The sequence below is a fragment of the Kitasatospora sp. NPDC059803 genome (genome assembly GCF_042732255.1).
Taxonomy (GTDB): domain Bacteria; phylum Actinomycetota; class Actinomycetes; order Streptomycetales; family Streptomycetaceae; genus Kitasatospora.
The window spans coordinates 6264-29657 of record NZ_JBHWIJ010000087.1; the positions used below are offsets into that span (position 1 = coordinate 6264).

A 23394-nucleotide genomic window follows, 5' to 3' on the forward strand; every position below is an offset into this window, starting at 1 on the left:
GGGGGGGGCGGCCTCGCGTTGGGGCGTCTCCCGGGTGTGGCGGGCGCGCTGCACCGCCGCCCAAGCGGCCCCCGAGGCGCCGGCCCCCTTCCCCGCTGGCGGACCCGACTTCGGCGACTTCGCCGCCTGGCAGCGCGCCGAGGCCGGCGAGGGCGGCGACACCAGCCACGCCGGCGGAATCGACCACTGGCAGACCCGGCTGGGCGGCAAACTGCCCACCGCCGACCTGCCGTCCGACGTCGGCCCCGGCGGCGACCCGGCGGCCGGCGCGCTGCACCACTTCACCGTCCCCGCCGAACTGGCCGCCCGGCTCAGCGCCTTCGGCCGGGGCGAACTGGCCAGCCTGTCCACCGTGCTGCTCACCGCCTTCTGCGCCACCGCCGCCCGCTGGACGGGCCAGGACGACCTGGTGGTCGGCATGCCGGTGGCGACCCGCGGCCGCACCGCCCTCGCCGGCGTGGTCGGACCGCTGCTCAACCTCGTCGCCCACCGCAGCGACCTCGGCGGCGAGCCGAGCTTCCGGCAGGCCCTGGCCCGCACCCGCCAGCACCTGAAGGCCGACCTGCGCCACCGCGACACCCCCTTCGACCTGGTCCTGGAGCGGCTCGGCCGCGCCGCGGGCGGGCGCACGCCGCTGTTCCAGCTGATGTACTCCTTCCACAGCGGCCCCACCACCACCCTGGAGCTGCCCGGCGTCGCGACCACGCCGGCGCCCTCGCACAGCGGCACGGCCAAGTACGACCTGACGTTCTTCCTGCGCCCGCGCCCCTCGGGCGCGCTGGACGCGACGCTGGAGTACCGCACGGCGCTGCTCGCCCCCGAGACGGCGGCCGACTTCGCGGACTCGCTGCTGTGCCTGCTGGAGGCCGCCGCGGCCGACCCGGACCGGCCGCTGGCCGAGCTTCCGGTGCTCTCCGAAGAGCGGCGCCGGCGCGTCCTGGTCGACTTCAACCGGGCGCCCGACGCCGAGCGCGCCTGGGCCACCGTGCCCGAGGCGCTGCGCGAACTCGCCCGGCAGGGCGGCACCGCGCCGGCCGTCGAGGGGCCCCGGCCCCGCGGCCGGCGCGGCGCGGCGCGCCCCGCCCCCCCCCCGGGGGGCCCCCCGCCGGGGGGGCGGGGGGGCCCCGTGGGGCGGGGCCGGTGCGCCCCCGCGCCCGGCGCGGGGCCCGGGCGGGCGCGGCGGGCGCCGCGCGCCCGCGTCCCCGGGGGCCGGGGCCCGCCCCCCCCGCCGACCGGGTCGCCCGACGGCTGATGGCCCGGCACGGCGTGGCGCCCGGCGACCGGGTGGCCCTGCGCGTCGAGCGCGGCGCGCAGCTGGTGCCGCTGATCGTCGGCATCTGGCGGGCCGGGGCCGTGCTGGTCCCGCTGGACGAGGCCATGCCCGCCGCGCGGGCCGAGCACGTGCTCGCCGACAGCGGCGCCCGCCTGCTGATCGGCGACCCCGCCGCGGGGCTGCCCGCCGCCGACCCGGCCGCGCTGCTCGACGAGGGCCCTGACGCCGCCGACTCCGGGGCGGGCGAGCCGCTGCCCGGCGCCGGCCCCGAGGACCTCGCGTACCTGATGTACACCTCGGGCTCCACCGGGCTGCCCAAGGGCGTGGCGGTGCCGCACGGCTGCGTCGCCAACCTGCTGCACAGCGTGGTCCGCGCCGAACCGGGCCTGCGCGCCGACGACACCCTGCTCGCCGTCACCTCGATCACCTTCGACATCTCCGTCCTGGAGCTGTTCGCCCCGCTGCTGGCCGGCGGCCGGGTCGTGGTCGCCCCGCGCGAGAGCGTCCGCGACGCCGAGGCGCTGGGCGCGCTGCTGGAGCGCAGCGGCGCCACCGTCATGCAGGCCACCCCCTCGCTCTGGCGCGGGCTGCTGGACGGCGGCTGGGCGGGCCGGCCCGGGCTGCGGGCGCTGTGCGGCGGCGAGGCCCTGGACGCCGACCTCGCGGATCGACTGCTGGCGCGCTGCGCCGGGCTGTGGAACCTGTACGGGCCGACCGAGACGACCATCTGGTCCACCGTCGGGCGGGTGCTGCCCGGCGAGGGCGTCACGGTGGGGCGCCCGGTGGCCGGCACCGTCTGCTACGTCCTGGACCGGCGGCTGCGGCCGGTGCCGCGCGGCGCCGTCGGCGAGCTGGTGATCGGCGGGGCCGGCGTGAGCGCCGGGTACCGCAACCGCCCGGAGCTGACCGCCGCCGCCTTCGTGGCCGACCCGGTCGACCCGGCCGGCGGCACCGTCTACCGCACCGGCGACCTGGCCCGCCACCTGCCGGACGGCCGGATCGTCGTGCTCGGCCGGGCCGACCAGCAGGTGAAGATCCTCGGCCACCGCATCGAGGTCGGCGAGGTGGAGTCCCTGCTCGCCGCCCACCCCGAGGTCCGCCAGGCGGCGGTGGTCGTGGACCGGGGGCAGCCCGCCGGGCCCCGGCTGGTCGCCTTCGTCACCGCCCGCACCGAGGACGACGGGCTGCCCGACCGGCTGCGCCGCCACCTGCGCGAGCGGCTGCCCGCCGCCGCCGTCCCCGGGGTGATCGCCCCGCTGCCCGCACTGCCGCTCAACACCAGCGGCAAGGTGGACCGTCCGGCGCTGCTGCTGCGCGCCGGGGAGCTCACCGCCGCCCGGCGGGCCGCGCCCGTCACCGAGGCCGAGCAGGCCGCCGTCGCGCTCTGGGCGGAGGTCCTGGGCCTGCCGCCCGAGCGGGTCGGCACCACCGACGACTTCTTCGCCGCCGGCGGCAACTCCATCGCCGCGACCCGGCTGCTCGGCCGCGTCCGGGCCCGCTTCGGCGCCGCGCCCTCGCTCGCCGACTTCTACACCGACCCCACCCCGGCCGCCCTGGCGCGGGTGCGGCCCGCCGCCCCGGCGCCCGCCGCCCGTACGGCCGGGCCGGCCCCGGACGCCGTCCCGATGACCGACCAGCAGCGCCAGCTGTGGCTGCTGCACCGCCTGGCCCCCGACTCGCCCGCCTACCACCTGCCCGCCGCGCTCGACCTGACCGGCCCGGTGGACGAGGCGGCCCTGACCGGGGCGCTCGCCGACCTGACCGCCCGGCACCCGGTGCTCGCCGCCCGCTGCGAGCTGCGCGAGGACGGCCCGGTGCTGGTCCTCGCGCCGCCCGCCGCACCGGCCCTGGCCGTCCTGGACGCGGCGCCCGAGGAGGTGCCCGAGCTGGCCCGGGCGGAGGCGGTGCGCCCCTTCGACCTGGCCGGTGAGCCGCCGCTGCGGCTCACCCTGGTGCGCACCGGCCCCGAGCGCTCGGTGCTGCTGTGCACCGCGCACCACCTCGCGGTCGACGGCTGGTCGATCGGCGTGGCCGTGCGCGAGCTGGCCGCGCTGTACGCCGCCCGCCTCGGCCTGGCCGAGCCGCCGCCCGCGCTCGACCTGGACTTCGCCGGCTACGCGGCCGACTGCGCCGACGAGGCGGGCCTGACGCTGCGTCAGGAGCACCTGGAGTACTGGCTGAAGCGGCTCGACGGGCACCCCGGGGTGCTCGACCTGCCCGCCGACGCACCGACCCGGACGCGGCCGACGGGAGCCGGCGAGACCCTGCCGGTGGCGCTCGCCCCGGAGCTGACGGCCGCGCTGCGCGAGGGCGCCGCCCGGCTGCGCACCACGCCCTTCACCCTGCTGCTCGCCGTGTACGCGGCGCTGCTGGGCCGCTACGCGGGCAGCGACGACGTCCTGGTGGGCGTGCCGGTGGCCAACCGCGACCGGCCCGAACTGGAGTCGCTGGTCGGCTCGTTGGCCAACACCCTGCCGGTGCGCGTGGACCTGGCCGGGGCGCCGTCCTTCGCCGAGCTCGCCGCCCGCACCGGGCGGGCGCTGGCGGGCGACCTCGGCCGTCCGCTGGTCGCCTTCGACCGGCTGGTGGCCGGCCTCGGCCTGCCCCGCGAGCCGGGCCGGCCGACCCTGGTCCAGGCCTCGCTGGTGTTCCAGGACGCGCCGCCGGCCGACGTCCGGCTGGGCGCGGCCGCCGGCGTGCTGCGCCAGGTCCCCACCGGGGCGGCCAAGTACGACCTGACCCTGGCCCTGGACGAGCGCGCCGACCGGATCGCCGGCGCCCTGGAGTACGCCACGGACCGCTTCGGCCCGCAGTTCGCGGACCGCTTCGCCCAGCACTTCCACGCCCTGCTGCGTGCCGCCCTGGCCTCGCCGCAGGCCCCCCTCGACGCCGTCGAGCTCACCGACCCCGCTCTGCCCGCCCCGCGCCCGGCCCGCCCCGCGGGCGAGGCGCGCGCCGAGCACGCCGTGTCGGTGTCCGAGCTGTTCCGGGCCCGGGCCGCGGCCCGTCCGGACGCCCCCGCGATCCGGGCCGAGGGCGTGACGGTCGGCTACCGGCAGCTCGACGCCTGGAGCGACCGGATCGCGGCCCGGCTGCTGGAGCGCGGCGCGGCCCCCGGCCGGTTCGTCTCGGTGCTGCTGCCCGCCGGCCCGGTGCAGAGCGCCGCGATCCTCGGCGTCGCCAAGACCGGGGCCGCCTTCGCGGTGCTCGACCCGGCCGACCCGGCCGCCCGCCTGACCGCGCTGCTGGCCGACGCCGAACCGGTGTGCCTGCTGGCCGCCGAAAGCACGCTCGCCCTGCACCCTGAACTGCGCTCCGAACTGCGGGACGGCGACGGGCACTTCGCCGGGATCCCGGTCGAGGTCGTCGACCCGCGGGTGCCGGCCGCCGACGAGCCCGCGGGCCCCTCCCCGGCCGCCTCCCCCGCCGGCCCCGGCGACCCGCTCTGCCTGGTCTACACCTCCGGCTCCACCGGCACACCCAAGGGCATCGCCCTGCCGCACGCGGCGCTCGCCCAGTTCGCCCACTGGCAGCGCGAGCACTTCGGCATCCGGCCGGACAGCCGGATCGCCCAGTGGGCCCCGTTCACCTACGACGCCGCGTACACCGAGGTGTTCGCCGCGCTCTGCTCGGGCGCGGTGCTCTGCCTGCCGCCGCAGGGGCTGCGCCGCGACCCGCTCGCGGTGGCCGGGTGGCTGCGGGCCGAGCGGATCACCCAGATCCAGACCGTCCCGGCCTTCTTCCAGCTGGTCACCGAGGCGCTGGACGCCACCGGCTCGCACCTGCCGGACCTCGCCCACGTGCTGATGGCCGGCGAGGTGCTCCCGGTGGCGCTGGCCGCCGCCTGGGCGCACCGCCCCGACCGGCCGCGGCTGCACAACCTCTACGGGCCCACCGAGTGCGTGCTGGCGACGCACCGCGAGCTGGCGCCGGGCGAGGAGTTCCCGGCCGGGGTACCGATCGGCAGCCCGATCCCGGGCCGCGAGGCCGTGGTCCTGGACCGCCAGGGCCGGCTCTGCCCGGTCGGGGTGGTCGGCGAGATCCACCTGCGCAGCGACTTCCTGGCCGGCTCGTACCACCGCAGGCCCGAGGAGAGCGCCCGGGCGTACGTCGCCGACCCCTGGCAGGCCGGCGGCCGGCTGTACCGCACCGGGGACCTGGGCCGCCGCCTCCCGGACGGCGAGCTGGCGTTCGTCGGCCGGATCGGCAGCCAGCTGAAGATCCGCGGCAACCGGATCGAGCTGGAGGAGATCGAGGCGCTGCTGGAGCTGCACCCCGGGGTCCGCGAGGCGGCCGCCGCCGCGCACGGCCAGGGCGGTGCCCGCCGGCTGGTCGGCTACGCGGTCGCCGCGCCCGGGGTCACCGGCGCCGAGCTGCGCGCGCACCTGGCCGAGCGGCTCCCGGCGGCGGTCGTGCCGGACACCGTGATGCTGCTGGACGCGCTGCCCAGGACGCGCACCAACAAGCGGGACCGGGCCCGGCTGCCGCTGCCCGGGGCCGCCGCCCGGCCCGCCGGCCCGGCCTGCGCCGGGAGCGGATCCGGGCTCGGCGGCGCCGGCTCCAGCGCCGTGCGCCCGGCCGAGTCGCTCAGCTTGATCAGCAACGCCACGAACAGCCAGTTCGCCAGCAGCGACGAGCCGCCCGCCGCCAGGAACGGCAGCGCCTTGCCGGTCAGCGGCACCAGCCCGCTCACCCCGCCGACCACCACGAACACCTGCAGCGCCAGCGCCGTCGACAGCCCCGTCGCCAGCAGCTTGCCGAACGGGTCGGTCAGCCCGACCGCCGTCCGCAGCCCGCGCTGGACCAGCAGCAGGTACACCAGCAGCACCGCCGTCACCCCGGCCAGGCCCAGCTCCTCGCCGATCGTGGTGAAGACGAAGTCGCTGCGCCCGGCGAAGCCGATCAGCCACGGCCGCCCCGAGCCCAGGCCCGTCCCGGTCAGGTGCCCGGTGCCCAGGCTGAACAGCGCCTCGGCGGGCTGGTCGGAGATGATCGCCGGGTCGTGGTGCTCCTTGTAGATGTCGAGCGGGTGCAGCCAGGCCTCGACGCGCCCGTGCACGTGCGGCTCCACGGTGCCGACCACGGCCGCGCCGCCGACCGCCATCAGCAGGCCGAGCACCACCCAGCTGGTGCGCTCGGTCGCCGCGTACAGCATCACCACGAAGACGCCGAAGAAGATCAGCGAGGTGCCGAGGTCGCGCTCGAAGACCAGCACCAGCAGGCTGACCACCCAGATCGCCAGCACCGGGCCGACGTGCCGCCCGCGCGGCAGGGTCATCCCCCAGATCTTCCGGCCGGCCAGCGCGAGCGCGTCCCGGGAGGCCATCAGATAGCCGGCGAAGAAGATCGTGATCGCGACCTTCACGAACTCGTCCGGCTCGAAGGAGAGCCCGAACAGGCGGATCCAGCGCTTGGCGCCGAAGTCCTCCGGCCGACCCGGGAAGAACGCGGGCGCCGCCAGCAGGATCAGCGCCCCCGTCATCAGCAGGTACACGTACCGCTGGAAGAACCGGTGGTGCTTGATCAGCGCGATCAGCGCGATCGCCACCGCGACCGAGACGAACACCCACATCAGCTGCGAGGGCGCGGCCGGGAGCTTCTGGTAGTCGCCCTTCTTGGCGTGCGCCGCCGCGTAGGAGATGTCCAGCCGGTCCAGCAGCATCAGCCCGAAGCCGGTCAGGAAGACGCCCAGCGGCAGGATCAGCGGATCCGCGTACGGGGCGAACCGCCGCACCGCCAGGTGCGCCGCCCCGGCCAGTCCGCCCAGCGCCAGGCCGTGGACCAGCAGCCCGGGCGGCATCTTGCCGGTCAGTGCCAGATCGGCGTCGATGTGCCCCGCCAGGCAGACGGCCACCGCGAGCGCCAGCAGGCCCAGCTCGATGTTGCGGTGGCGCGCCGCCAGCCGGCGGCCCTCGCCGCGTGCAGTGCCTTGCACCCTTGTCGTCCCCTTGTCATCACCCGCGTGGCCGGTATCGCCGACGGTGCATCCTGCCAGACGAACACGGCCCTGCGCCGGTTGCGGTCCGGGGGCCGTCGAGGCCGGAACTTTGCCTGGGCAAAGCTTTTTCCGGGCTCGGTAAAGCTTTGTTCAGGCGCAGGTATAGAGGCGGGCCCCGGGCGCGGCGGGCCCCGGCCGGGAGGCCATCATGGCCGGGGCGCCGCGGTCCGGTCCGCGGCGCCCGACGGACCGCCGGACGGTGCCGGCGGCGGCAGGGCGCGAACGAGGTGGGCGGACGGATGGACGGCGCGGTGCGAGTGCTCGCCTACAGCGGACCACCGCCCTGGCAGTGGTCCGACCTGGCCACCGCGTGGACGGCCGAACCGCTGGTGCTCACCCTCTCCGTGCTGCTCGGCGGCTGGTACCTGGCCGCGGTGCGCACCGTCCACCGGGCCGGCGGCGAGCGCTGGCAGCCCTCCCGCACCGCCGCCTTCCTGGGCGGGCTGCTGCTGTGGATCTGGTGCACCTGCTCCGGCCTCGGCGTGTACGAGCGGATCCTGTTCACCGACCGGGCCGTCCAGGTCGTGCTGCTGCTGATGCTCGTCCCGCTGCTGCTCGCCCTCGGCGCGCCGGTCTCGCTGCTGGTCGCGGCCGCGCCGCCGGCCCGGCGCGAGCGCATCCTGCGGGCGCTGCGCAGCCGGCCGTCCAAGGTGCTGATGTTCCCGGCCGTCTCCACCGCGCTGCTGATGGCCCCGCCGTGGCTGCTCTACTTCACGCCCTGGTACGAGGAGTCGGTGTCCAGCGCGTTCGGGAACGTGCTGCTGCACATGGTGCTGGTGCTGCTCGGGCTGGCGTACTTCTGGCCGCGGCTGCAGATCGACCCGGTCGGGCGCGAGTACCCGCACCTGGTCGGGCTGTTCATCACCTTCGCCGAGGTGATCTTCGACGCGGGGCTCGGGCTGGTGCTGATCTACGGTGGCCACCTGGTCGCCGAGCACTACTACGTGGCGCTCGGGCGGCCGTGGGGGCCGAGCCTGGCGCAGGACCAGACCTGGGGCGGCAACATGCTCTGGGTGCTGGGCGACCTGGTCGGGCTGCCGTTCCTGGCCGCGCTGGTGCGGCGGATGGTGGTGCAGGGGCGGGAGGAGATCAAGGCGGTGGACGCCGAACTGGACGCCCGTTTCGAGGAGGCCGCGGCGCAGGCGCAGGCGGCGGGGCTGCCGGCCGAGGAGGAGGCCGGGATGCGGCCCTGGTGGCTGGACGACCCGAACCTCAAGCACCGGTACGGCGGGTAGTCGGCTCCGGCGGGTTCCTGGGCGCGGGCCCGCACTTTTGTAGGTCCAATGTTGGTCCCTTGTGGATCCCTTCACCGCGTTTCCGCAGGTCAAAAACCAGTTGGCCCCGCCACCCCCACCAGCTAGCGTTTGTCCCGTCCAGATCGGGGGCCTTCACGGCCGCCCGAGGAGTAGAGAGCAGGAGGTGAACCCCGTGGTCGTTGTCGCCCCGATAGCTGCCTTGGGCAGTACTCGCGTTCACCTCCTCTTCCCGGCCGCCGGCTGACCTTTTCCGCGCCAGCCGCAGCCCGCCGGGATCATCTCCTCCCGAAGGGCCCACCGCGTTGTTCAACGCTGCCTCCACTTCGTCGTTCCCCTCCACCTCCCCCTCTGACGAGCTGCCGCTGTCCGGCTACGGCTGGACGCCCGAGCTCGCCGAACTCTTCACCCCGCTCGCCGAGGCCGGGCTGATCCCGGCCCGGATCGTCCGGGTCGACCGCGGCCAGTGCGACGCCGTGCTCGCCGATCCGGAGACGGGCGAGCCGCGCACCGTCCGGCTCGACACCCGCCCGGTCGGCGACGCCGACATGATCAACTGCCCGTGCACCGGCGACTGGGCCGCCGTGGACCTCCACGCCCAGCCGATGGCCGCCGTCACCGCACTGCTGCCCCGCTCGACCGCGATCATCCGCAAGGTGGCCGGCAAGCGCTCCGACGGCCAGGTGCTCGCCGCCAACGTCGACACCGTCCTGATCGCCGCCTCACTCGCCGCCGATCCGGACCTCGGCCGGATAGAGCGCTTCCTCGCCCTGGCCTGGGAGTCCGGCGCCGACCCCCTGGTCGTCCTCACCAAGGCCGACCTGGTGGACGACGCCGAGTTCATCCGCGCCGACGTCGAGGCGGTCGCGCCCGGTGTCACCGTGCTCGTGGTCAGCGCCGGGACGGGTGAGGGCATGGACGTGCTGCGCGCCTGCGCGCCCGGCACCACGGCCGTGATCGGCCAGTCCGGCGTCGGCAAGTCCACGCTCACCAACGCGCTCGCCGGCGTCACGGCGATGGCCGTCCAGGAGGCCCGCTCGGTCGACCAGAAGGGCCGCCACACCACGACCACCCGTGAACTGATCCCGCTGCCCGGCGGGGGTGTGCTCATCGACACCCCCGGGCTGCGCGAGGTCGGCCTCTACGGTGGCGAGGGCGTGGACCTGGCCTTCGCCGACATCGCCGGACTGGCCGAGGAGTGCCGCTTCCACGACTGCGGCCACCACACCGAGCCCGGCTGCGCGGTGCAGGCGGCGCTCGCCGACGGCACCCTGCCACAGCGCCGGATGGACAGCTACCTCAAGCTCCAGCGCGAGAACGAGTGGATCGCCTCCCGCTCGGACGCCCGACTGGCCTCGGCCCGGGCGAAGAAGTGGAAGTCGCTCTCCAAGTCGATGCGCGCCGCGGGAGGCTCCGTGAAGCGCTGACCAGGAAAGCCGACAAGGAAAGCCGACCAGGAAAGCCGACCAGGAAATCGGGGGGCCGCGGCCGGTCTCCGCCCGGGCCACCCGGCTCGGCGGAGGCCGGGCGGGCCGGCAGCCGGAAGTGCTTCAGGGCCACTGCGGTGGCGTTGTCCACGGTGAAACCCGGGTCACCGAGGGCGGCGAGCCGCCCTGGCCGGCGGCCAGACCGCGAGCAACGCGCGCGTGCGCCGAGCGCTGCGGTCTTCCCCCGGGGTGGCCTCGGGGCGGGCTCTCCGGTGCGGGCGTCCCCGCGCGGGTCTCCGGGTGTGGGTCTCTCGGTGTGGGGCCTCCGGCGTGGGCGCCGGTGTGAGCCCCTCGGCGCGGGTTCCCTGCGCGGTCCTCCGGCGTGGTCCTCAGGCGTGGTCCTCCGGTTGGGCCCCCAGCATGGGCCCCCAGCGCGGGCCCCCAGCGCGGGCCCCGGCGTGGGCCCTCCGGGCCGGTGCTCGGGATGGGTGGGTGGAGGTGGGCGGAGGGTGGGGTGGGGGAGGGGGGAGGGGGAGGGCCCCCAACGGCCATGTCCGATTCCCGCCAGTCACCCCCCGCCCCAGTGCCGCAGACTGGACAGCGTGATCGACGACGACATCCGGTACCGAGCCGTGGACAGCCGAGACGCCCGCTTCGACGGCGTCTTCTTCACGGCCGTCACCTCCACCGGCATCTACTGCCGACCGAGCTGCCCCGCCGTGACCCCCAAGCGCGTCAACTGCGTCTTCTACCCCAGCGCCGCAGCCGCCCAGGGGGCCGGCTTCCGGGCCTGCCGCCGCTGCCGCCCCGACTCCGTACCGGGCTCCCCGGAGTGGAACCACCGCGCCGACCTGGTCGGTCGCGCGATGCGCCTGATCGGCGACGGCGTGGTGGACCGCGAGGGCGTCGCGGGCCTGGCCAGCCGCCTCGGCTACAGCTCCCGCCAGCTCCAGCGCCAGCTCATCGCCGAGCTGGGCGCCGGCCCGATCGCGCTGGCCCGCGCCCGCCGCGCCCAGACCGCCCGCCTGCTGCTGCAGACGACCGAACTCCCGGTCACCGACATCGCGTTCGCCGCCGGCTTCGCCTCGGTGCGGCAGTTCAACGACACCGTCCGCGAGGTCTACGACCGCACCCCCAGCGGTCTGCGCGCCGAGGTCGTGGCCGGCCGCCGCGTCGCGACGCCGGCCGGCGGCCTCACCCTGCGCCTGGCCTACCGCGGCGCGCTCGACAGCGACCACCTGATCGACTTCCTCGCTCTGCGTGCCGTCCCCGGCGTGGAGGAGGTCGTCCCTGGTCCGCGCTCCGGCGTCCGCACCTACCGGCGCACCCTGGCGCTCCCGTACGGGCACGGCATCGCCGAGGTCGACGGGCTGGCGCCGGGCGAACCGCGCACCCGCGGCTGGCTCGACTGCCGCCTGCTGCTCGCGGACCTGCGCGACCTCCCGACCGCCGTCCAGCGCCTGCGCGGCCTGTTCGACCTGGACGCCGACCCGGACGCGGTCGACGAGCAGCTCGGCGCCGACCCCGTGCTAGGCCCCCTGGTCCGGGAGCGTCCCGGCCTGCGCTCGCCCGGTCACGTGGACCCGCACGAGCTGGCCGTCCGCGCGGTGCTCGGCCAGCAGATCACGGTCGGCGCCGCCCGTACGCTGGCTGGCCGGCTGACCGAGAAGTACGGCGCCGCGCTGCCCGAGCCGAGCGGCGGCCTGCGGCTGCTGTTCCCGACGGCGGCGGTGCTGGCCACCGCCGACCCGGAGGACTTCGCGATGCCCGCCGCCCGCCGCCGCGCGCTCACCGGCCTGTGCGCGGCCCTGGCCGAGGGGTCGGTGCGACTCGACGGCGGGGTGGACCGGGAGGAGTCCGCGGCCAAGTTGCTGGCCCTGCCCGGCATCGGCCCCTGGACCGTCGGCTACCTGAGGATGCGGGCCCTCGCCGACCCCGACGTCTTCCTCCCGGGCGATGTGGGCGTCAAGCACGGCCTCGTCCGGCTCGGCGCCCCCGGCGACCCGAAGAGCGCCGCCCGCGCGGCCGAGGCGTGGGCCCCGTGGCGCTCCTACGCCGTGCACCGGCTGTGGGCCGGGCCCGCGAGCGCCAGCACTGGAACGGAGAAGGCAGAGGCATGAGTACCACCGTCTACACCACCATGGAGAGCCCGTTCGGCCGGCTGCTGCTGTCCGGTGTCCTGCCCGAGGGCGGCGGCGCGGCGGCGCTGGCCACCGTGACCGCGCCCGGGCAGAAGTACGCGCTGTCCGAGCCCGCCGACGACTGGGTCCTCGACCCGGAGGCGCTCGCCGAGCCGGTCGCCCAGCTGACCGCCTACTTCGCGGGCGAGCGCACCTCCTTCGACCTCCCGCTCGCCCCGGTGGGCACCGAGTTCCGCCGGCGGATCTGGGCCGCCCTGGACGAGATCCCGTACGGCGAGACCGTCACCTACGGCCAACTCGCCGATCTGGCGGGGGAGTCGCCGCGCGCGGTGCGGGCGGTCGGCGGCGCGGTGGGCGCCAATCCGCTGCTCATCGTCCGCCCCTGCCACCGCGTCATGGGCGCCAACGGTTCGCTGACCGGCTTCGCGGCGGGCGTGGACTGCAAGCGCCGGCTGCTGGAGCTGGAGAGCGGCACGCTGTTCTGACGCGTCCGCCCGGGCGGCGGCGCGGCTCAGCCCGCCGCCGCCCGCAGGTCCACCCGCCAGTTGCGGCTGCGCATGAACCGCCCGGGCGGGAACTCGAAGTCCGTCTCGCCGACGAGGTTGAACCCGGCCTTCGCGCAGACCGCGTTGGAGGCCGGGTTGTCCACCGAGGGGAAGGCGTGCAGGTGGCGGTGGGCGGCCTCGCGGCGGGCGGCCGCGACGGCGGCGCGGGTGGCGGCGACGGCGATGCCCCGCCCCTGGTGGCCGGGCAGGACGTTCCACCCCATCTCGTGGACGGTCTCGCCCTCCCAGGTGCGGGTGCCGTAGCCGACGGTTCCGACGGCCTCGCCCTCGGGGAGCAGCACGATCCGGTACATGCAGCCCAGGCCGGACGGGACGAAGTCGAGGTAGCGCCGGTGCCGGACGAGGAGTTGTTCCTCGGTCTCCGGGCCGCCGACGTGCTTCTTCATCTCCGGGGTGTTGACCCGGCGCAGCAGTGCGAGGTCGGCGTCCGTCCAGGGCTCGATCAGTACCTGTGCTGTGTTCATGCCGGGGACGGTAGCGGTCGGTACGGGTCGGTGACCAGCGGTTTTGCAGGCGTCCGGGGGTGCTGACCGGGGTTCGGCCCCGGGTTGGGCCCGGTCAGGGGCCAGGCCCGGCCGGGGTTCAGGCCTGGTCGGGGCCCTGGCCGGCCTCGGCGAGGGCGCGGGCGAGCTGTTCGAGGGCGGGCAGGGCGTGGACGACGGCGTCGCGGTCGGTGGGGTCGAGGGTGTCGAGGGCGGTGGCGATGCGGCGCTCGTGGGCGCGCTGCCAGTCGTCGAGCTGGCGCCGGCCGGCCGGGGTGAGGGCGATGCGGGCGGTGCGGCGGTCGCCGGGGTCGGCCTGGCGGTCGACGAATCCGGCGTCGAGGAGTTTGCCGATCAGTCCGCTGACGGTGTTGGGGGCGAGCCGCTGCCGGGCGGCGAGTTCGCCGACCCGCAGGGGTGCGGCGGCGAGGGTCTGGAGGAGTTCGACCTGCGCCATGGGCAGGGACTCCCACGGGTAGTCGGTGCGGATGCTGCTGCGCAGGGCGCGGCGCAGGCGGGTGACGGTGTCGGTGAGCCGCCGGGCGTGGTCGACCGCCGTTTCGGGGGTTTCGGTGGCGGGGTCGGGGACGTGTGGTGACGACGGCATGGCGGACAGCGTATCGCCTGGTACGGGCCGGTCCGGCGGGTTGTCCACCGTCGAGCGGGGGCCTCCCGGAGCTCTGCGGAGCTCGGTGGAAGTCTGCGGATCCCCGGGGAGCTCCGTGGAACTCCCCGGGCTCCCATCGGAAGGCGAGCAACTCGTAGAAAGAACATATCTGCATCCGATATATTTGTGGCATGAACGCCACCGCCCTTGCCGCGCGGCTGCTCACCGAGCGGCCCCGGCCCCGCGGCATAGCCGGCTGGCGTCACGCCCACTGGCTGGCCGTCGGCACCGTCTGCCTCGGGGCCTTCCTCGGCCAGCTCACCGCCAGCGTCACCGCCCTCGTCTTCCCGGCCCTCGGCCGGCACTTCGACGCCGGCTTCGCGGCCGTCGAATGGGTCGCCCTCGCCTACCTCCTGGTACTGGTCGCCCTGCTCGCCCCGGTCGGCTGGCTCTCCGACCTCATCGGCCGAAAGACCATGTACCTCGGCGGCTTCGCCGTCTTCGCCCTGGCCTCACTCGGCGCCGGATACGCCGGCAGCCTCGGCGTGCTGGTCGCCTGCCGGGCCGTCCAGGCCGTCGGCGGCGCGATGATGCAGGCCAACAGCGTCGCCCTGGTGGCGCGCGGCGTCCCGGAGCACGCGATGCGGCGCGCGCTCGGCATCCAGGCGGCGGCCCAGGGGCTCGGTCTGGCGCTGGGCCCCAGCCTCGGCGGGCTGCTGGTGGAGCACGCCTCCTGGCGGTGGGTGTTCTGGATCAACGTGCCGATCGGGGTGCTGGGCATCCTGGCCGGCTGGTTCCTGCTGCCCCGCACCCGCACCGGGCCCCCGCCCGCCGCCGGTACCGGGCCCCCGCCCGCCGCCGGCACCGGGGGCCCGCCCGCAGGAGCCGCCGCGCGCCTGCCCGCTCCCCGCACCGAGGACGGCCCGCTCGCGCCGGGCGTGGCGAGCCCGCCCGCCACCGCATCCGGCGGCCGCTTCGACCTGGCAGGCCTGCTGCTGCTCACCGGCTCCACCACCGCGCTGCTGCTCGCCCTGTCCACCGCCTCCGGACTGCCGCTGCCCGGCTGGGCCGCCGCCGCACTGCTGCTCGCCGCCGCCGTCCTCGCGCTCGCGCTGGTCCGTCAGGAACGGCGGGCCGCCCGGCCGATCCTGGCGCCCGGCCTGGTCAACACCCCCGGGGTGCGGTCCGGGCTGGTGGTTTCGCTGATCGGCTACCTGCTGCTGTTCTGCCCGCTCGTGCTCGGCCCGGTGCTGCTGACCGGCGCGGGCGTGCCGGTGGCCCGGGCCGGCCTGGTGATCACCCTGCTGCCCGCCGCGTTCGCGCTCGCCGCGACCGTCGGCGGCGCGCTGCTGCCGCGTGGCTGGTCGGACGTCGCCCGCTGCCGCGCGGGCGCGGTGCTCGCGGGCGCGGGGCTGCTGCTGTTCGCGCTGCTGCCGGTCTCGGGGGCGGCCGTGGCGGTGCCGCTGCTGCTCGCCGGCTACGGGCTGGGACTGCTGCTGCCCGCCAACAACGCGCTGGTGATGCGGGCGATCCCGGCGCAGTGCTCGGCGGTCGGCGGCGGCATGGTGAACATGGCCCGCAGCCTCGGGACGGCGCTCGGCACCGCGCTGCCCGTCCTCGGGGTCCATCTGGCGGGCCCGGCGGCCGGCGGCCGGACGGTGCTGCTCGCTCTCGCGGCGGTCGCGGTGGCAGCCGTGGCCCTGACCCGGCCGGTCCGCCAGGCCTGAGCCGGGACCTCTTCCCCTAAGCCTCCGAGCGGACGTTCAGTGCGTCCTGGGCCCGGTTGAGGCCGCGCCGCACCAGCGTGTCCAGCGCGTCCGCGCACCGGTCCAAAACCCCTGGCAGGGCGGCCTGTTCGTGGTCCGAGAACTTCTTCAGCACGAAGTCGCCGGCGCTCTGCCCCTTCGGTGGGCGCCCGATGCCGAAGCGCAGCCGTACGAAGTCGGGGGTGCCGAGCACCTCGCCCACCGAGCGCACGCCGTTGTGGCCGCCGGGGCCGCCGCCGCGCTTGAGCCGTCCGGTGCCGAACGCGAAGTCCAGGTCGTCCTGCACGACCACCAGGTGCTCGACCGGGACGCCGTAACGCCGCAGCAGGCCAGACACCGGTCGGCCGGACAGGTTGATGAACCACTGCGGCTTGGCCAGCACCACCCGGTGGCCGTCGACCTCGATCTCCGCCACCAGGGCGCCGATCCCGCGCCGCCGGAACCGCGCGCCGTACCGTTCGGCCAGCCGTTCCACGGTCAGGAAGCCGGCGTTGTGCCGGGTCAGCCGGAACCACGGGCCGGGGTTGCCCAGTCCGGCGATCAGCCAGGGTGCGGCGGGGGGCATCGGGAACTCCAGGGGCTTGTCGCGGACGCGGGACGGCCGGGGCACGGTACGCACGGTACGGGACCGTCGACCGCGCCCCGGCCGTCCGAGGACACGCGCAGTGGGGTGGGTCAGGACTCGGGCACGCCGGGGGCGGCGCCGCGCTCCGTGAGCATGTCGGTCATCAGCTGCACCTCCGAGGTCTGCGCGACCACCATCGACTGGGCGAGCCGCTTCTCGGCGTCGTTCTTCGCCAGGTCCACATAGCCCTGGGCCATTTCGACGCCGCCCTTGTGGTGCTGGATCATCAGCTGCAGGTAGTACACCTCGGCGTCCCGCCCGCTGAGCGAACGCAGCTTCGCCAGCTGGGTGTTGGTGGCCATGCCGGGCATCAGCGAACCGTCGTGGGCCTGGTAGTCGTGGCCCATCCTCATCCACGCCATCGGCTTGGCCGCCGAGTGCTGCGGCAGCCCCCACTGGTCGATCCAGCCCATCATCATCCCGCGCTGGTTGGCCTGGGTGTTGATGATGTCGAAGGCGAGGGTGCGGGTCGGGTCGTCGCCGGTGCGGTCCCGGACGATGAACGACAGGTCCACCGCCTGCTGGTGGTGGGTCGCCATGTCGCGGGCGAACCCGGCCTCGGGCGAGTCGTCCGCCGGGACGGCCACCGAGGCCGACCCGGACGCCGACGTCCCGCTCGCCACCAGGGCGGGCACCCCGAGGGCCAGCGCGAGGGCGGCGGCCAGCGCGGCCGGCCACCACAGCCGCCGACGGGCCGGGCGCGGCGCCCCGGCCTCGTCCGCGAACTCCTCGGCGGCGTGCTCGGAGCCGTCCTCGGGCAGCGCCGCGTCGGCGGTCACATCTGCCCCATGGTGCAGGAGGCGCCCGGCTCCTGGGTCTGCTTGCCCTGGACGTACTTGGTGAAGAACTGGTTCACCCGGGGGTCGCTCGCGCTGTCCACGATCAGCTGGGTGCTCCAGGCGTTCAGGGTGATGGCGCCCTTCTCGTCCGGGTACGGGCTCATCAGCGAGTACGGGGTGGTCTTGACCTTGTCGGACAGGGTCTTGATGTCGTCCGGCGTCGCCTTGCCGTTGTACGTCACCCAGACCGCGCCGTGCTCCAGCGAGTGGACGGCGCGCTCGTTCTCGACCGGCTGGTCGTAGACGTGGCCCATGCAGTCCAGCCAGATCGCGTTGTGGTCGCCGCCGACCGGCGGGGTCATCGGGTAGCTGACCTTGTCCTTGACGTGGGTGCGGCTCAGCTCGCCGAAGGTCTGCACGCCCGGGATGTCCGCGTTGGCGGCGGCCTGCTCCTTCTTCTTGCTCTGGTTGGCGTCCATGACGATCCAGGTGCCGGTGGCGATCGCGCCGATCACCAGCACACCGGCCGCGACCGAGGCGATGACCTTGTTGCGGCGGTCGCGGCGCTGCTCGCCGGCGCGCAGCTCGGCTATCCGGGCGCGGCGGTCGGTCGGGCCGGGCTTGCCGGACTGCTTGCCGGACTGCTTCGAGGCGGAACCCATGGTGGTTGTCCTTGTCCCCGCCGCGCACTGCTGGTGGCGCGGCGGTCAGCTGAAAGAAGGGGAGGGGCGGATCCGCCGGCGGATGCCGGGCGGTGGGTTCCGCTCAGGACCGGTGTACTTGCAGCTCGTGCAGATCGGGTGCCGGATGCGGACCGTCCAGCAGCCCGGCGGGCACCACCCTGGGCAGCGCCTCGGCTGCCGGCGCGAGCGGTGACGCGGCCGGCTGCGGATGCGGCGGCGGGTTCGGCAGCTGGGCGTCCTGCGCGCAGTACGGGTGGCTGGAGCAGCCGTTGTCACGGCGGGGCTGCCCGCCGTCGGCGGTGCACCACGTCCAGTGCCGCTGCTCGCCGGCGCGCTGGCGCTGGTCGGAGGCCTTGGCTGCGGGGCCGGCGTGCGGGGCGTGACTGGAGACCGTCGTGACGGTGACGGTGACGGCGGTGACGGTGGTCGGCATCGGAGCGGCGTGCGCGCCGACCGCCTTCGACTGACCGGCGCACGGCAGCGTCGTGAGCAGCGCGACCAGCAGCAGAACCCACAGCACTCCCACCGGGCGGCCCGCCGGAGCGGCCCTCCCCGGTCGAGGTGAGCTGGGGGCCGACGCGGTCATGCGCACATTTAATCAGCCGAACGAGTGAAGCGATGCCCCTCCTCGACCCCCATTTTCGGCCGCTCCCGGACCCGAACACCCCGGAAACGCCCTGCTCCGGGCACATCCGGCAAGCACGGACGGAACGGGACCGAACGCAGGGGTGAACCCGGGGGTGGACGCAGGGGCGGACGCGGCGCCGGACTCCCCGGTGAAACCCGAGGTCGACGCGGTGGCCGGGAACGGCCCGGCGCTGACCGGTTGTCGCCGAAACCCGGACAGCGTCGTTGCACTTGGAGACAATGACGTCGAGTCCGGCCCCGCCGGGGGCGGCGCGACCACGGACCGACCAGGAGCCGCCAGATGAGCAAGCAGGGTGCCCCCGCACAGCCGCACCGGCCGGACGACGGTTGGTGGGAAACGGTCTACGACGGCCCGGCGGGCACCCTCCCCGACACCCCGCACGCGGACCCCGGCGACGGCAGCGTCGACGACTGGTTCGATACGGCGGTCGGCCTCATCGGCCAGCAGCGCACGGCCGAACCGGAGCCGGTCCTGGACGCGGAGCCGGTTCTGGAGTCGGAGCCGGAGCCGGAGTCGTCGGCGGCGGTGCCGGTAGCGGACGAGGTGCTGGAACGGGACAGCATCGACGACTGGTTCGACACCGCGATCGGCGTCATCGGACCCCAGCGGACGGGCGAGGAGCCCCACGCCACCGTCCCCGCCCCGGCCTTCGCTCCTGACGCCCCGGGACCTGAAGCCGAGACCGCGCCCGCACCAGTTGTCGCCCCGGTCTCCCTGGACAAGCCCACCCCCGAGCCCGAACCCGAGCCCGAACCCGAGGCCGCCGCCGAGGAACCCGAACCCGCCCCGGAACCCGACACCCTCGCCACCGCCACCGTCCCCGACCCGCGCCCGGCCGTCCGCTCGCCACTCGCCGACGGCGCCCCCACCGTGCCGCACATCGGCGAGCGCCCACCGACCTACGGGCCGGAGCCGACCGCCGTCCCGGAGGCGGATCCGGGTGTCCTCGGGACGCTGGTGCCGGACACCGTCCTGGAGGGCGCCCAGTACGGGCCGTCCGTCCTGCGCGCCGTCTCCGTCCGCGGCGACTCCGCCCGCTTCCGGGGCGAGTCACGGCGCGACGCGCTGCTGGTCACCAGGTTCGGGGACGGCCCGGACGGGCTGCTGCTCGCCGTGCTCGCCGGCATCGACCGGACCGGCACCGCCGCGGACGAGGCGCTTCCCCCGGAAGCCGTCGCCACCAGCACCCGTGAGGCCTGCCGCCATCTGGCCGCCGCGGTCGGCCGCAGTCGCGAGGGCCTGGCCGCCGACCTGCGCGACGGCGCCCGGGACCGGCTGCGCTACGGCCTCCAGCGGCTCGCCACCGGCGCCGTCGCCCCGCTGCGCGCGCTCGCGCCCGGAAACGAGGGGGACGGCACGCCGTCCCCGGCCTCGTTGCACTGCCTGCTGTTGTCGCTCGACCCGGCGGCCGGCCACCGGGCGGCTTTCGGGGTCGGCCCGGGCGGGCTCTACCTGCTGCGCTCCGGCCACTGGATCGACGCCTATGCGGCCCGCCTGCTGCACCACCCGGACGGCCAGCAGCCGCCGGAGGAGCCGAGGCCGTTCCGCTTCCGGCTGGTCCCCGCCACCCCGGGCGACGTGCTGCTGCTCTGCACCCCCGGCCTGGCCCGCCCGATCGCCGACGAGCCGGCCGTCGCCCACTTCCTGTCCACCCACTGGGCCCACCCGCATCCGCCCGGCACCGTCGACTTCCTCCGCCAGGTCCAGGTCCGTGCCAAGGGCTACGCCGACGACCGTACGGCGGCCGCCGTCTGGACCGACTGACGACCGGATGACGACCGAATGGCCGACCGGACGCCGACCGCGCACCAGGCGCCCGACGCCCGGTCAGCGCGCCTTGGGAAAGGCGGCGCGCAGCGCGGAGCCGCGGACGGTGACCGCGGCCCGGAGGACGGGCAGCATGCAGACGGTCTGCACCGCGGCGTACCAGGGCGGGCAGACGCCTGGGATCAGGTCGACGCCGATGATGGCGATCGGCATGATGACGGTGAGGGCGCCCAGCCGTTCGAAGGCCCGGCGGGACCCTCGGGAGGCGGCGACCGCCAGCCGGTGGAGCAGCACGGCGACCACTGGCAGCAGCACCGCCCGGACCCACATGAACGTGTTCACCTGGTGGCCGCTGCCCGCCACCGCGACGACCGCCAGGAATGCGACGGCGCCGAGCGCGCCGTAGACCTTGATACAGGCCGTCACCGTGCCGAAGGCCCGCCGGGTACGGGGGTCGTGGAGCAGCGTCGCCTCGGGCGTGCCGGGCATGTCGCTGCCGGGCATGTCCGTGCGGTGGGCGTTCGTGCGGTGCATCTTCGTGCGGTGCGTGTCCGTGTGGTGCGTGTTGGTGTCCATGTCCACCGACGCTACGAACCGCTCGGCCGGGGCGGTATCGGTCTGGGCCCACACGTGGGTGGGGCCAGCCCCACTCCCCGGCCGATCGGGGCGGTGGCGGGCTCGGCGCGGTGCACAGTGGGAGCACCGTACGGAAGGGGAGAGACGTGGGACGGCTGGGTTCGTGGGTGGCGCGCGCCGGGGTGGGGTTCGTGCGGGCGTGTGTCGTGGCGGCCGTCTGCCTGCTGCTGCCGGCCGTGTGGGCCGCGGCCGTGGCGCTGGGGGTCTGGTGGGGGGCGGGCAACCCGTGGTCGTGGACGGCGCCGTTCGTGCTGGTGGGCGTGGGCACGCTCGCCCTGCCCCGCCCCGTCTGCCGGATCGTCCGCTTCCTCGTCGCGCGGTGGACCGCCACGGTGATCCCCGCCGGATACCGGCAGGCCGGGCCGGTGACGCGGATGTCCACCGGGTTCTGGTGGAACGGCTTCTCCTACGAGCGCACCCGCCGGGACGCGCTGATGGACCAGCGCTGGCGGGTCCGCTGGCGGGACCCGGCGAACTGGCGCGACCTGCGGTTCGCGGGGATCGCGCCGTTCACCGCCGGTCTGCTCGCGTGCCTCCCGCCGGCCGGGGTGGTCGTGGCGGCCTGCGCGGTCCTCGGGTTCGGCGGGCCGGAATCCGCCGCGGGCCTGGCCGGGGCGCTCGGCGCGGTCGTGGCCGTGGCCTCCGCCCCGTACGCCTGGCGGCCCGTCGTGCCGGTGGCGGTCCGCTTCCTGCGCCCGTCGCCGGCGATGGCGCTGGCGGAGCGGGTCGAGGAACTGACCGCCCAGCGGGCGGACGTGACGGTCGCGCAGGCCGCCGAGATCCGCCGGATCGAACGGGATCTGCACGACGGGGCGCAGGCCCGCCTGGTCGCGCTCGGGCTCTCCCTGGCGACCGCCGGGAAGCTGATGGAGCGTGACCCCGGCCAGGCCAGGGCGCTGATGCGGGACGCGCAGGCCGGTGCCACCGCCTCGCTGGCCGAACTCCGCGACCTGATCCGGGGGATCAGCCCGCCGGTGCTGAGCGAGCGGGGGCTCGTCGACGCCGTCCGCGCGCTCGCCCTGGACGTCCCGCTGGAGGTGGCCGTCAGCGCCGACGCCCTGTTGCGCCTGGACCCGCCGATCGAGTCCGCCGTCTACTTCGGCGTCGCCGAGCTGCTGACCAACGCCGTCCGGCACGCCGGGGCGTCCGGGGTGCGGATCTCCCTCACGCGGGACGGCACCGGTGTCGCCGCCGCGGTCGTCGCCGAGGTCGAGGACGACGGCCGGGGCGGGGCCGACGTCCGGGCCGGCGGCGGGCTGGCGGGCCTGCGCCGCCGGCTCGCGGCCTTCGACGGCACCCTGGAGGTCACCAGTCCGTCGGGCGGTCCGACCCGTGTCAGGATGACGGTGCCATGCGAATCGTTGTAGCCGAAGACCTCTACCTCCTGCGCGACGGGATGGTCCGCCTGATCGAGGCCTGCGGGCACCAGGTGGTGGCCACGGCCGCCACCGGGCCCGAGACGCTCGACGCGTTGCGCAGGTGGCGCCCGGACGTGTCCGTCATCGACGTCCGCATGCCGCCGACCCAGTCGGACGAGGGGCTGCGGGCGGCCCTCGCCGCCCGCGGCGAGATGCCCGGGCTGCCGGTCCTCATCCTCTCCCAGCACGTCGAGCAGCTGTACGCCCGGGAGCTCCTGGCGGACGGCTCCGGCGGCGTCGGCTACCTCCTCAAGGAGAGCGTGTTCGACGCCGACCAGTTCATCGGTGCCCTGGAGCGCGTCGCGGACGGAGGGACGGCCATGGACCCGGCCGTCATCGCGAGACTGCTGTCCAACACGCCACCGAACCGGGGGCTCGAACGGCTCACCGAACGCGAGTACGCCGTGCTGGGGCTGATGGCCGAGGGGCTCTCCAACCAGGCCATCGGCCGCCGGCTCTTCCTGAGCGAGAGCGCCATCGGCAAGTACACCACCGCGATGTTCGGCAAGCTCGGCATCACCGACGACGACGACACCAACCGCCGCGTCCGCGCCGTCCTCACGTACCTGAACAAGTCGTAGGGCCTGTCCACCCCGCCGCAGCCCCCGGGGTCAGGTGCGCAGGAGGATCGCGGTGACGGCGGTGGCCTGGGTGAGGGCGGCGGGGCGGTGGGCGGCGGGGAGGCCGATGGCGATGGGGACGGCCAGGCCGTCGAGGAGGGCGCGGATCTGGGTGGCCCGGTCGGCGGCGGGCCCGGGGGTGAAGTGGCCGGTGGCGGTGCCCTCCTCGATGAGGGCGACCAGGTCGGCCTGCCAGGGCGCTTCGATCTCCTGCTGCCCCTGGCGGATCTCGGCGCTGGCGGGGGAGCGCCCCCACACCTCGACCCACAGGATCCAGCGCGGATCGCCCGCCCCGTCGGGCAGGTAGAGGCGCAGGTAGGCGTCGAGCCGCTGCCAGGGGTCGCGCGAGCGGTCGGCGAGGGCGTCACGGCGCCGGGTGCCGAGCTGGTCCTCGCTCCAGCGGAGGGTTTCCAGCAGCAGCTGGTCCTTGCTGCCGAAGTAGTAGAGCAGGTGTCCGGCGCTCATCTGGAGCTGTTTGCCGAGCCCGGCCATGGTGAGTTTGGCGAGCCCGTGTTCGGCGATCGCGGCCCGGGCGGTGGCGAAGACCTCCTCGCGGGGGCGCGCCGGCCGGCGCGGGCGGGGGTCGGCCATGTGCGGTGCGCTCCCTCGGTGGTGCGGAGGTCGGAAGGGGGGCCGGGGGGGGGGGGGGGGCCCCCCCCCGCCCGCCGGGGGGGGCCCAGCGGGGGGCCGTGGCGCCCATTGGC

Annotated in this window: 18 protein-coding genes and 1 pseudogene; 10 read left to right on the top strand and 9 right to left on the bottom strand. The window is 75.7% G+C overall.

Going from position 1 to position 23394, the window contains the following annotated elements; all coding sequences use genetic code 11:
- Together ACFV6I_RS16520 and ACFV6I_RS16525 are read left to right on the top strand one after the other, a co-directional pair.
- Positions 1 to 1252: condensation domain-containing protein (locus tag ACFV6I_RS16520; protein WP_380425900.1), on the top strand; the 1252-nt coding region annotated here is incomplete at its 5' end.
- A pseudogene (locus ACFV6I_RS16525) lies at positions 1252 to 5679 on the top strand (amino acid adenylation domain-containing protein); the annotation flags it as partial. The gene ACFV6I_RS16520 and the pseudogene ACFV6I_RS16525, both read left to right, overlap by 1 nt.
- On the opposite strand, the gene ACFV6I_RS16530 reads toward ACFV6I_RS16525, so the two are convergent.
- Positions 5610 to 7208, bottom strand: a complete 1599-nt coding sequence (locus ACFV6I_RS16530; protein WP_380425902.1) for an FtsW/RodA/SpoVE family cell cycle protein — start codon at positions 7206 to 7208, stop codon at positions 5610 to 5612. The pseudogene ACFV6I_RS16525 and the gene ACFV6I_RS16530 overlap by 70 nt on opposite strands.
- Before the next feature lie 302 nt (positions 7209 to 7510).
- Between ACFV6I_RS16530 and ACFV6I_RS16535 the strand changes: the two genes are divergently transcribed.
- The 4 genes from ACFV6I_RS16535 to ACFV6I_RS16550 all read left to right on the top strand — a co-directional run bounded on the left by ACFV6I_RS16535 (position 7511) and on the right by ACFV6I_RS16550 (position 12577).
- Complete coding sequence (locus ACFV6I_RS16535) at positions 7511 to 8506, top strand: cytochrome c oxidase assembly protein (protein ID WP_380425904.1); 996 nt, start codon at positions 7511 to 7513, stop codon at positions 8504 to 8506.
- 323 nt (positions 8507 to 8829) lie between these two features.
- A complete protein-coding gene (rsgA, locus tag ACFV6I_RS16540; RefSeq protein WP_380346113.1) occupies positions 8830 to 9951 on the top strand; it encodes a ribosome small subunit-dependent GTPase A in 1122 nt (373 codons plus the stop codon).
- A 602-nt stretch (positions 9952 to 10553) separates the two neighbouring features.
- Positions 10554 to 12071 carry a DNA-3-methyladenine glycosylase 2 family protein gene (locus ACFV6I_RS16545; RefSeq protein ID WP_380425906.1) on the top strand — a complete coding sequence of 506 codons (1518 nt, stop codon included), beginning with the start codon at positions 10554 to 10556 and terminating at the stop codon, positions 12069 to 12071.
- Entirely contained in the window at positions 12068 to 12577 is a 510-nt protein-coding gene (locus tag ACFV6I_RS16550) for a methylated-DNA--[protein]-cysteine S-methyltransferase (protein ID WP_380425908.1), read from the top strand. Before ACFV6I_RS16545 ends, ACFV6I_RS16550 begins: the two co-directional genes overlap by 4 nt.
- A gap of 26 nt (positions 12578 to 12603) precedes the next feature.
- Here the strand turns inward: ACFV6I_RS16550 and ACFV6I_RS16555 are convergent, their stop codons facing one another.
- Both ACFV6I_RS16555 and ACFV6I_RS16560 read right to left on the bottom strand, forming a co-directional pair.
- Entirely contained in the window at positions 12604 to 13122 is a 519-nt protein-coding gene (locus ACFV6I_RS16555; protein ID WP_380425910.1) for a GNAT family N-acetyltransferase, read from the bottom strand.
- A gap of 118 nt (positions 13123 to 13240) precedes the next feature.
- The gene (locus tag ACFV6I_RS16560) at positions 13241 to 13747 is read right to left on the bottom strand and encodes a MarR family transcriptional regulator (protein WP_063347089.1); all 507 of its coding nucleotides are present in this window, start codon (positions 13745 to 13747) and stop codon (positions 13241 to 13243) included.
- A 191-nt stretch (positions 13748 to 13938) separates the two neighbouring features.
- Between ACFV6I_RS16560 and ACFV6I_RS16565 the strand changes: the two genes are divergently transcribed.
- A complete protein-coding gene (locus ACFV6I_RS16565; protein ID WP_380425912.1) occupies positions 13939 to 15474 on the top strand; it encodes an MFS transporter in 1536 nt (511 codons plus the stop codon).
- A gap of 16 nt (positions 15475 to 15490) precedes the next feature.
- Here the strand turns inward: ACFV6I_RS16565 and pth are convergent, their stop codons facing one another.
- The 4 genes from pth to ACFV6I_RS16585 form a co-directional block, all read right to left on the bottom strand.
- Positions 15491 to 16078: an aminoacyl-tRNA hydrolase gene (pth, locus tag ACFV6I_RS16570; RefSeq protein WP_380346131.1), complete on the bottom strand. Its 588-nt coding sequence runs from the start codon at positions 16076 to 16078 to the stop codon at positions 15491 to 15493.
- Between the two features lie 110 nt (positions 16079 to 16188).
- Positions 16189 to 16821: a DUF305 domain-containing protein gene (locus ACFV6I_RS16575; RefSeq protein WP_063351021.1), complete on the bottom strand. Its 633-nt coding sequence runs from the start codon at positions 16819 to 16821 to the stop codon at positions 16189 to 16191.
- A gap of 92 nt (positions 16822 to 16913) precedes the next feature.
- Positions 16914 to 17579, bottom strand: coding sequence for a DUF3105 domain-containing protein (locus ACFV6I_RS16580; protein ID WP_063347086.1), 666 nt, complete (start codon positions 17577 to 17579; stop codon positions 16914 to 16916).
- Between the two features lie 103 nt (positions 17580 to 17682).
- Positions 17683 to 18186 (bottom strand): hypothetical protein, encoded by a 504-nt coding sequence (locus ACFV6I_RS16585; protein ID WP_159398395.1) that lies wholly within the window; start codon positions 18184 to 18186, stop codon positions 17683 to 17685.
- Between the two features lie 342 nt (positions 18187 to 18528).
- On the opposite strand from ACFV6I_RS16585, the gene ACFV6I_RS16590 reads away from it, so the two are divergent.
- Complete coding sequence (locus tag ACFV6I_RS16590) at positions 18529 to 20013, top strand: hypothetical protein (RefSeq protein ID WP_380425914.1); 1485 nt, start codon at positions 18529 to 18531, stop codon at positions 20011 to 20013.
- A 63-nt stretch (positions 20014 to 20076) separates the two neighbouring features.
- On the opposite strand, the gene ACFV6I_RS16595 is transcribed toward ACFV6I_RS16590, so the two are convergent.
- Positions 20077 to 20592 (bottom strand): hypothetical protein, encoded by a 516-nt coding sequence (locus ACFV6I_RS16595; protein ID WP_380425916.1) that lies wholly within the window; start codon positions 20590 to 20592, stop codon positions 20077 to 20079.
- A 146-nt stretch (positions 20593 to 20738) separates the two neighbouring features.
- On the opposite strand from ACFV6I_RS16595, the gene ACFV6I_RS16600 reads away from it, so the two are divergent.
- Together ACFV6I_RS16600 and ACFV6I_RS16605 are read left to right on the top strand one after the other, a co-directional pair.
- Positions 20739 to 22019 (top strand): sensor histidine kinase, encoded by a 1281-nt coding sequence (locus ACFV6I_RS16600; protein ID WP_380425918.1) that lies wholly within the window; start codon positions 20739 to 20741, stop codon positions 22017 to 22019.
- Entirely contained in the window at positions 22004 to 22651 is a 648-nt protein-coding gene (locus ACFV6I_RS16605) for a response regulator transcription factor (RefSeq protein WP_063347082.1), read from the top strand. The genes ACFV6I_RS16600 and ACFV6I_RS16605 overlap by 16 nt, the downstream gene beginning before the upstream one ends.
- Positions 22652 to 22681: 30 nt before the next feature.
- Here the strand turns inward: ACFV6I_RS16605 and ACFV6I_RS16610 are convergent, their stop codons facing one another.
- On the bottom strand, positions 22682 to 23281 hold the full coding sequence (locus ACFV6I_RS16610; RefSeq protein ID WP_380425920.1) for a TetR/AcrR family transcriptional regulator: 600 nt from the start codon (positions 23279 to 23281) through the stop codon (positions 22682 to 22684).
- Positions 23282 to 23394 lie beyond the last annotated feature (113 nt).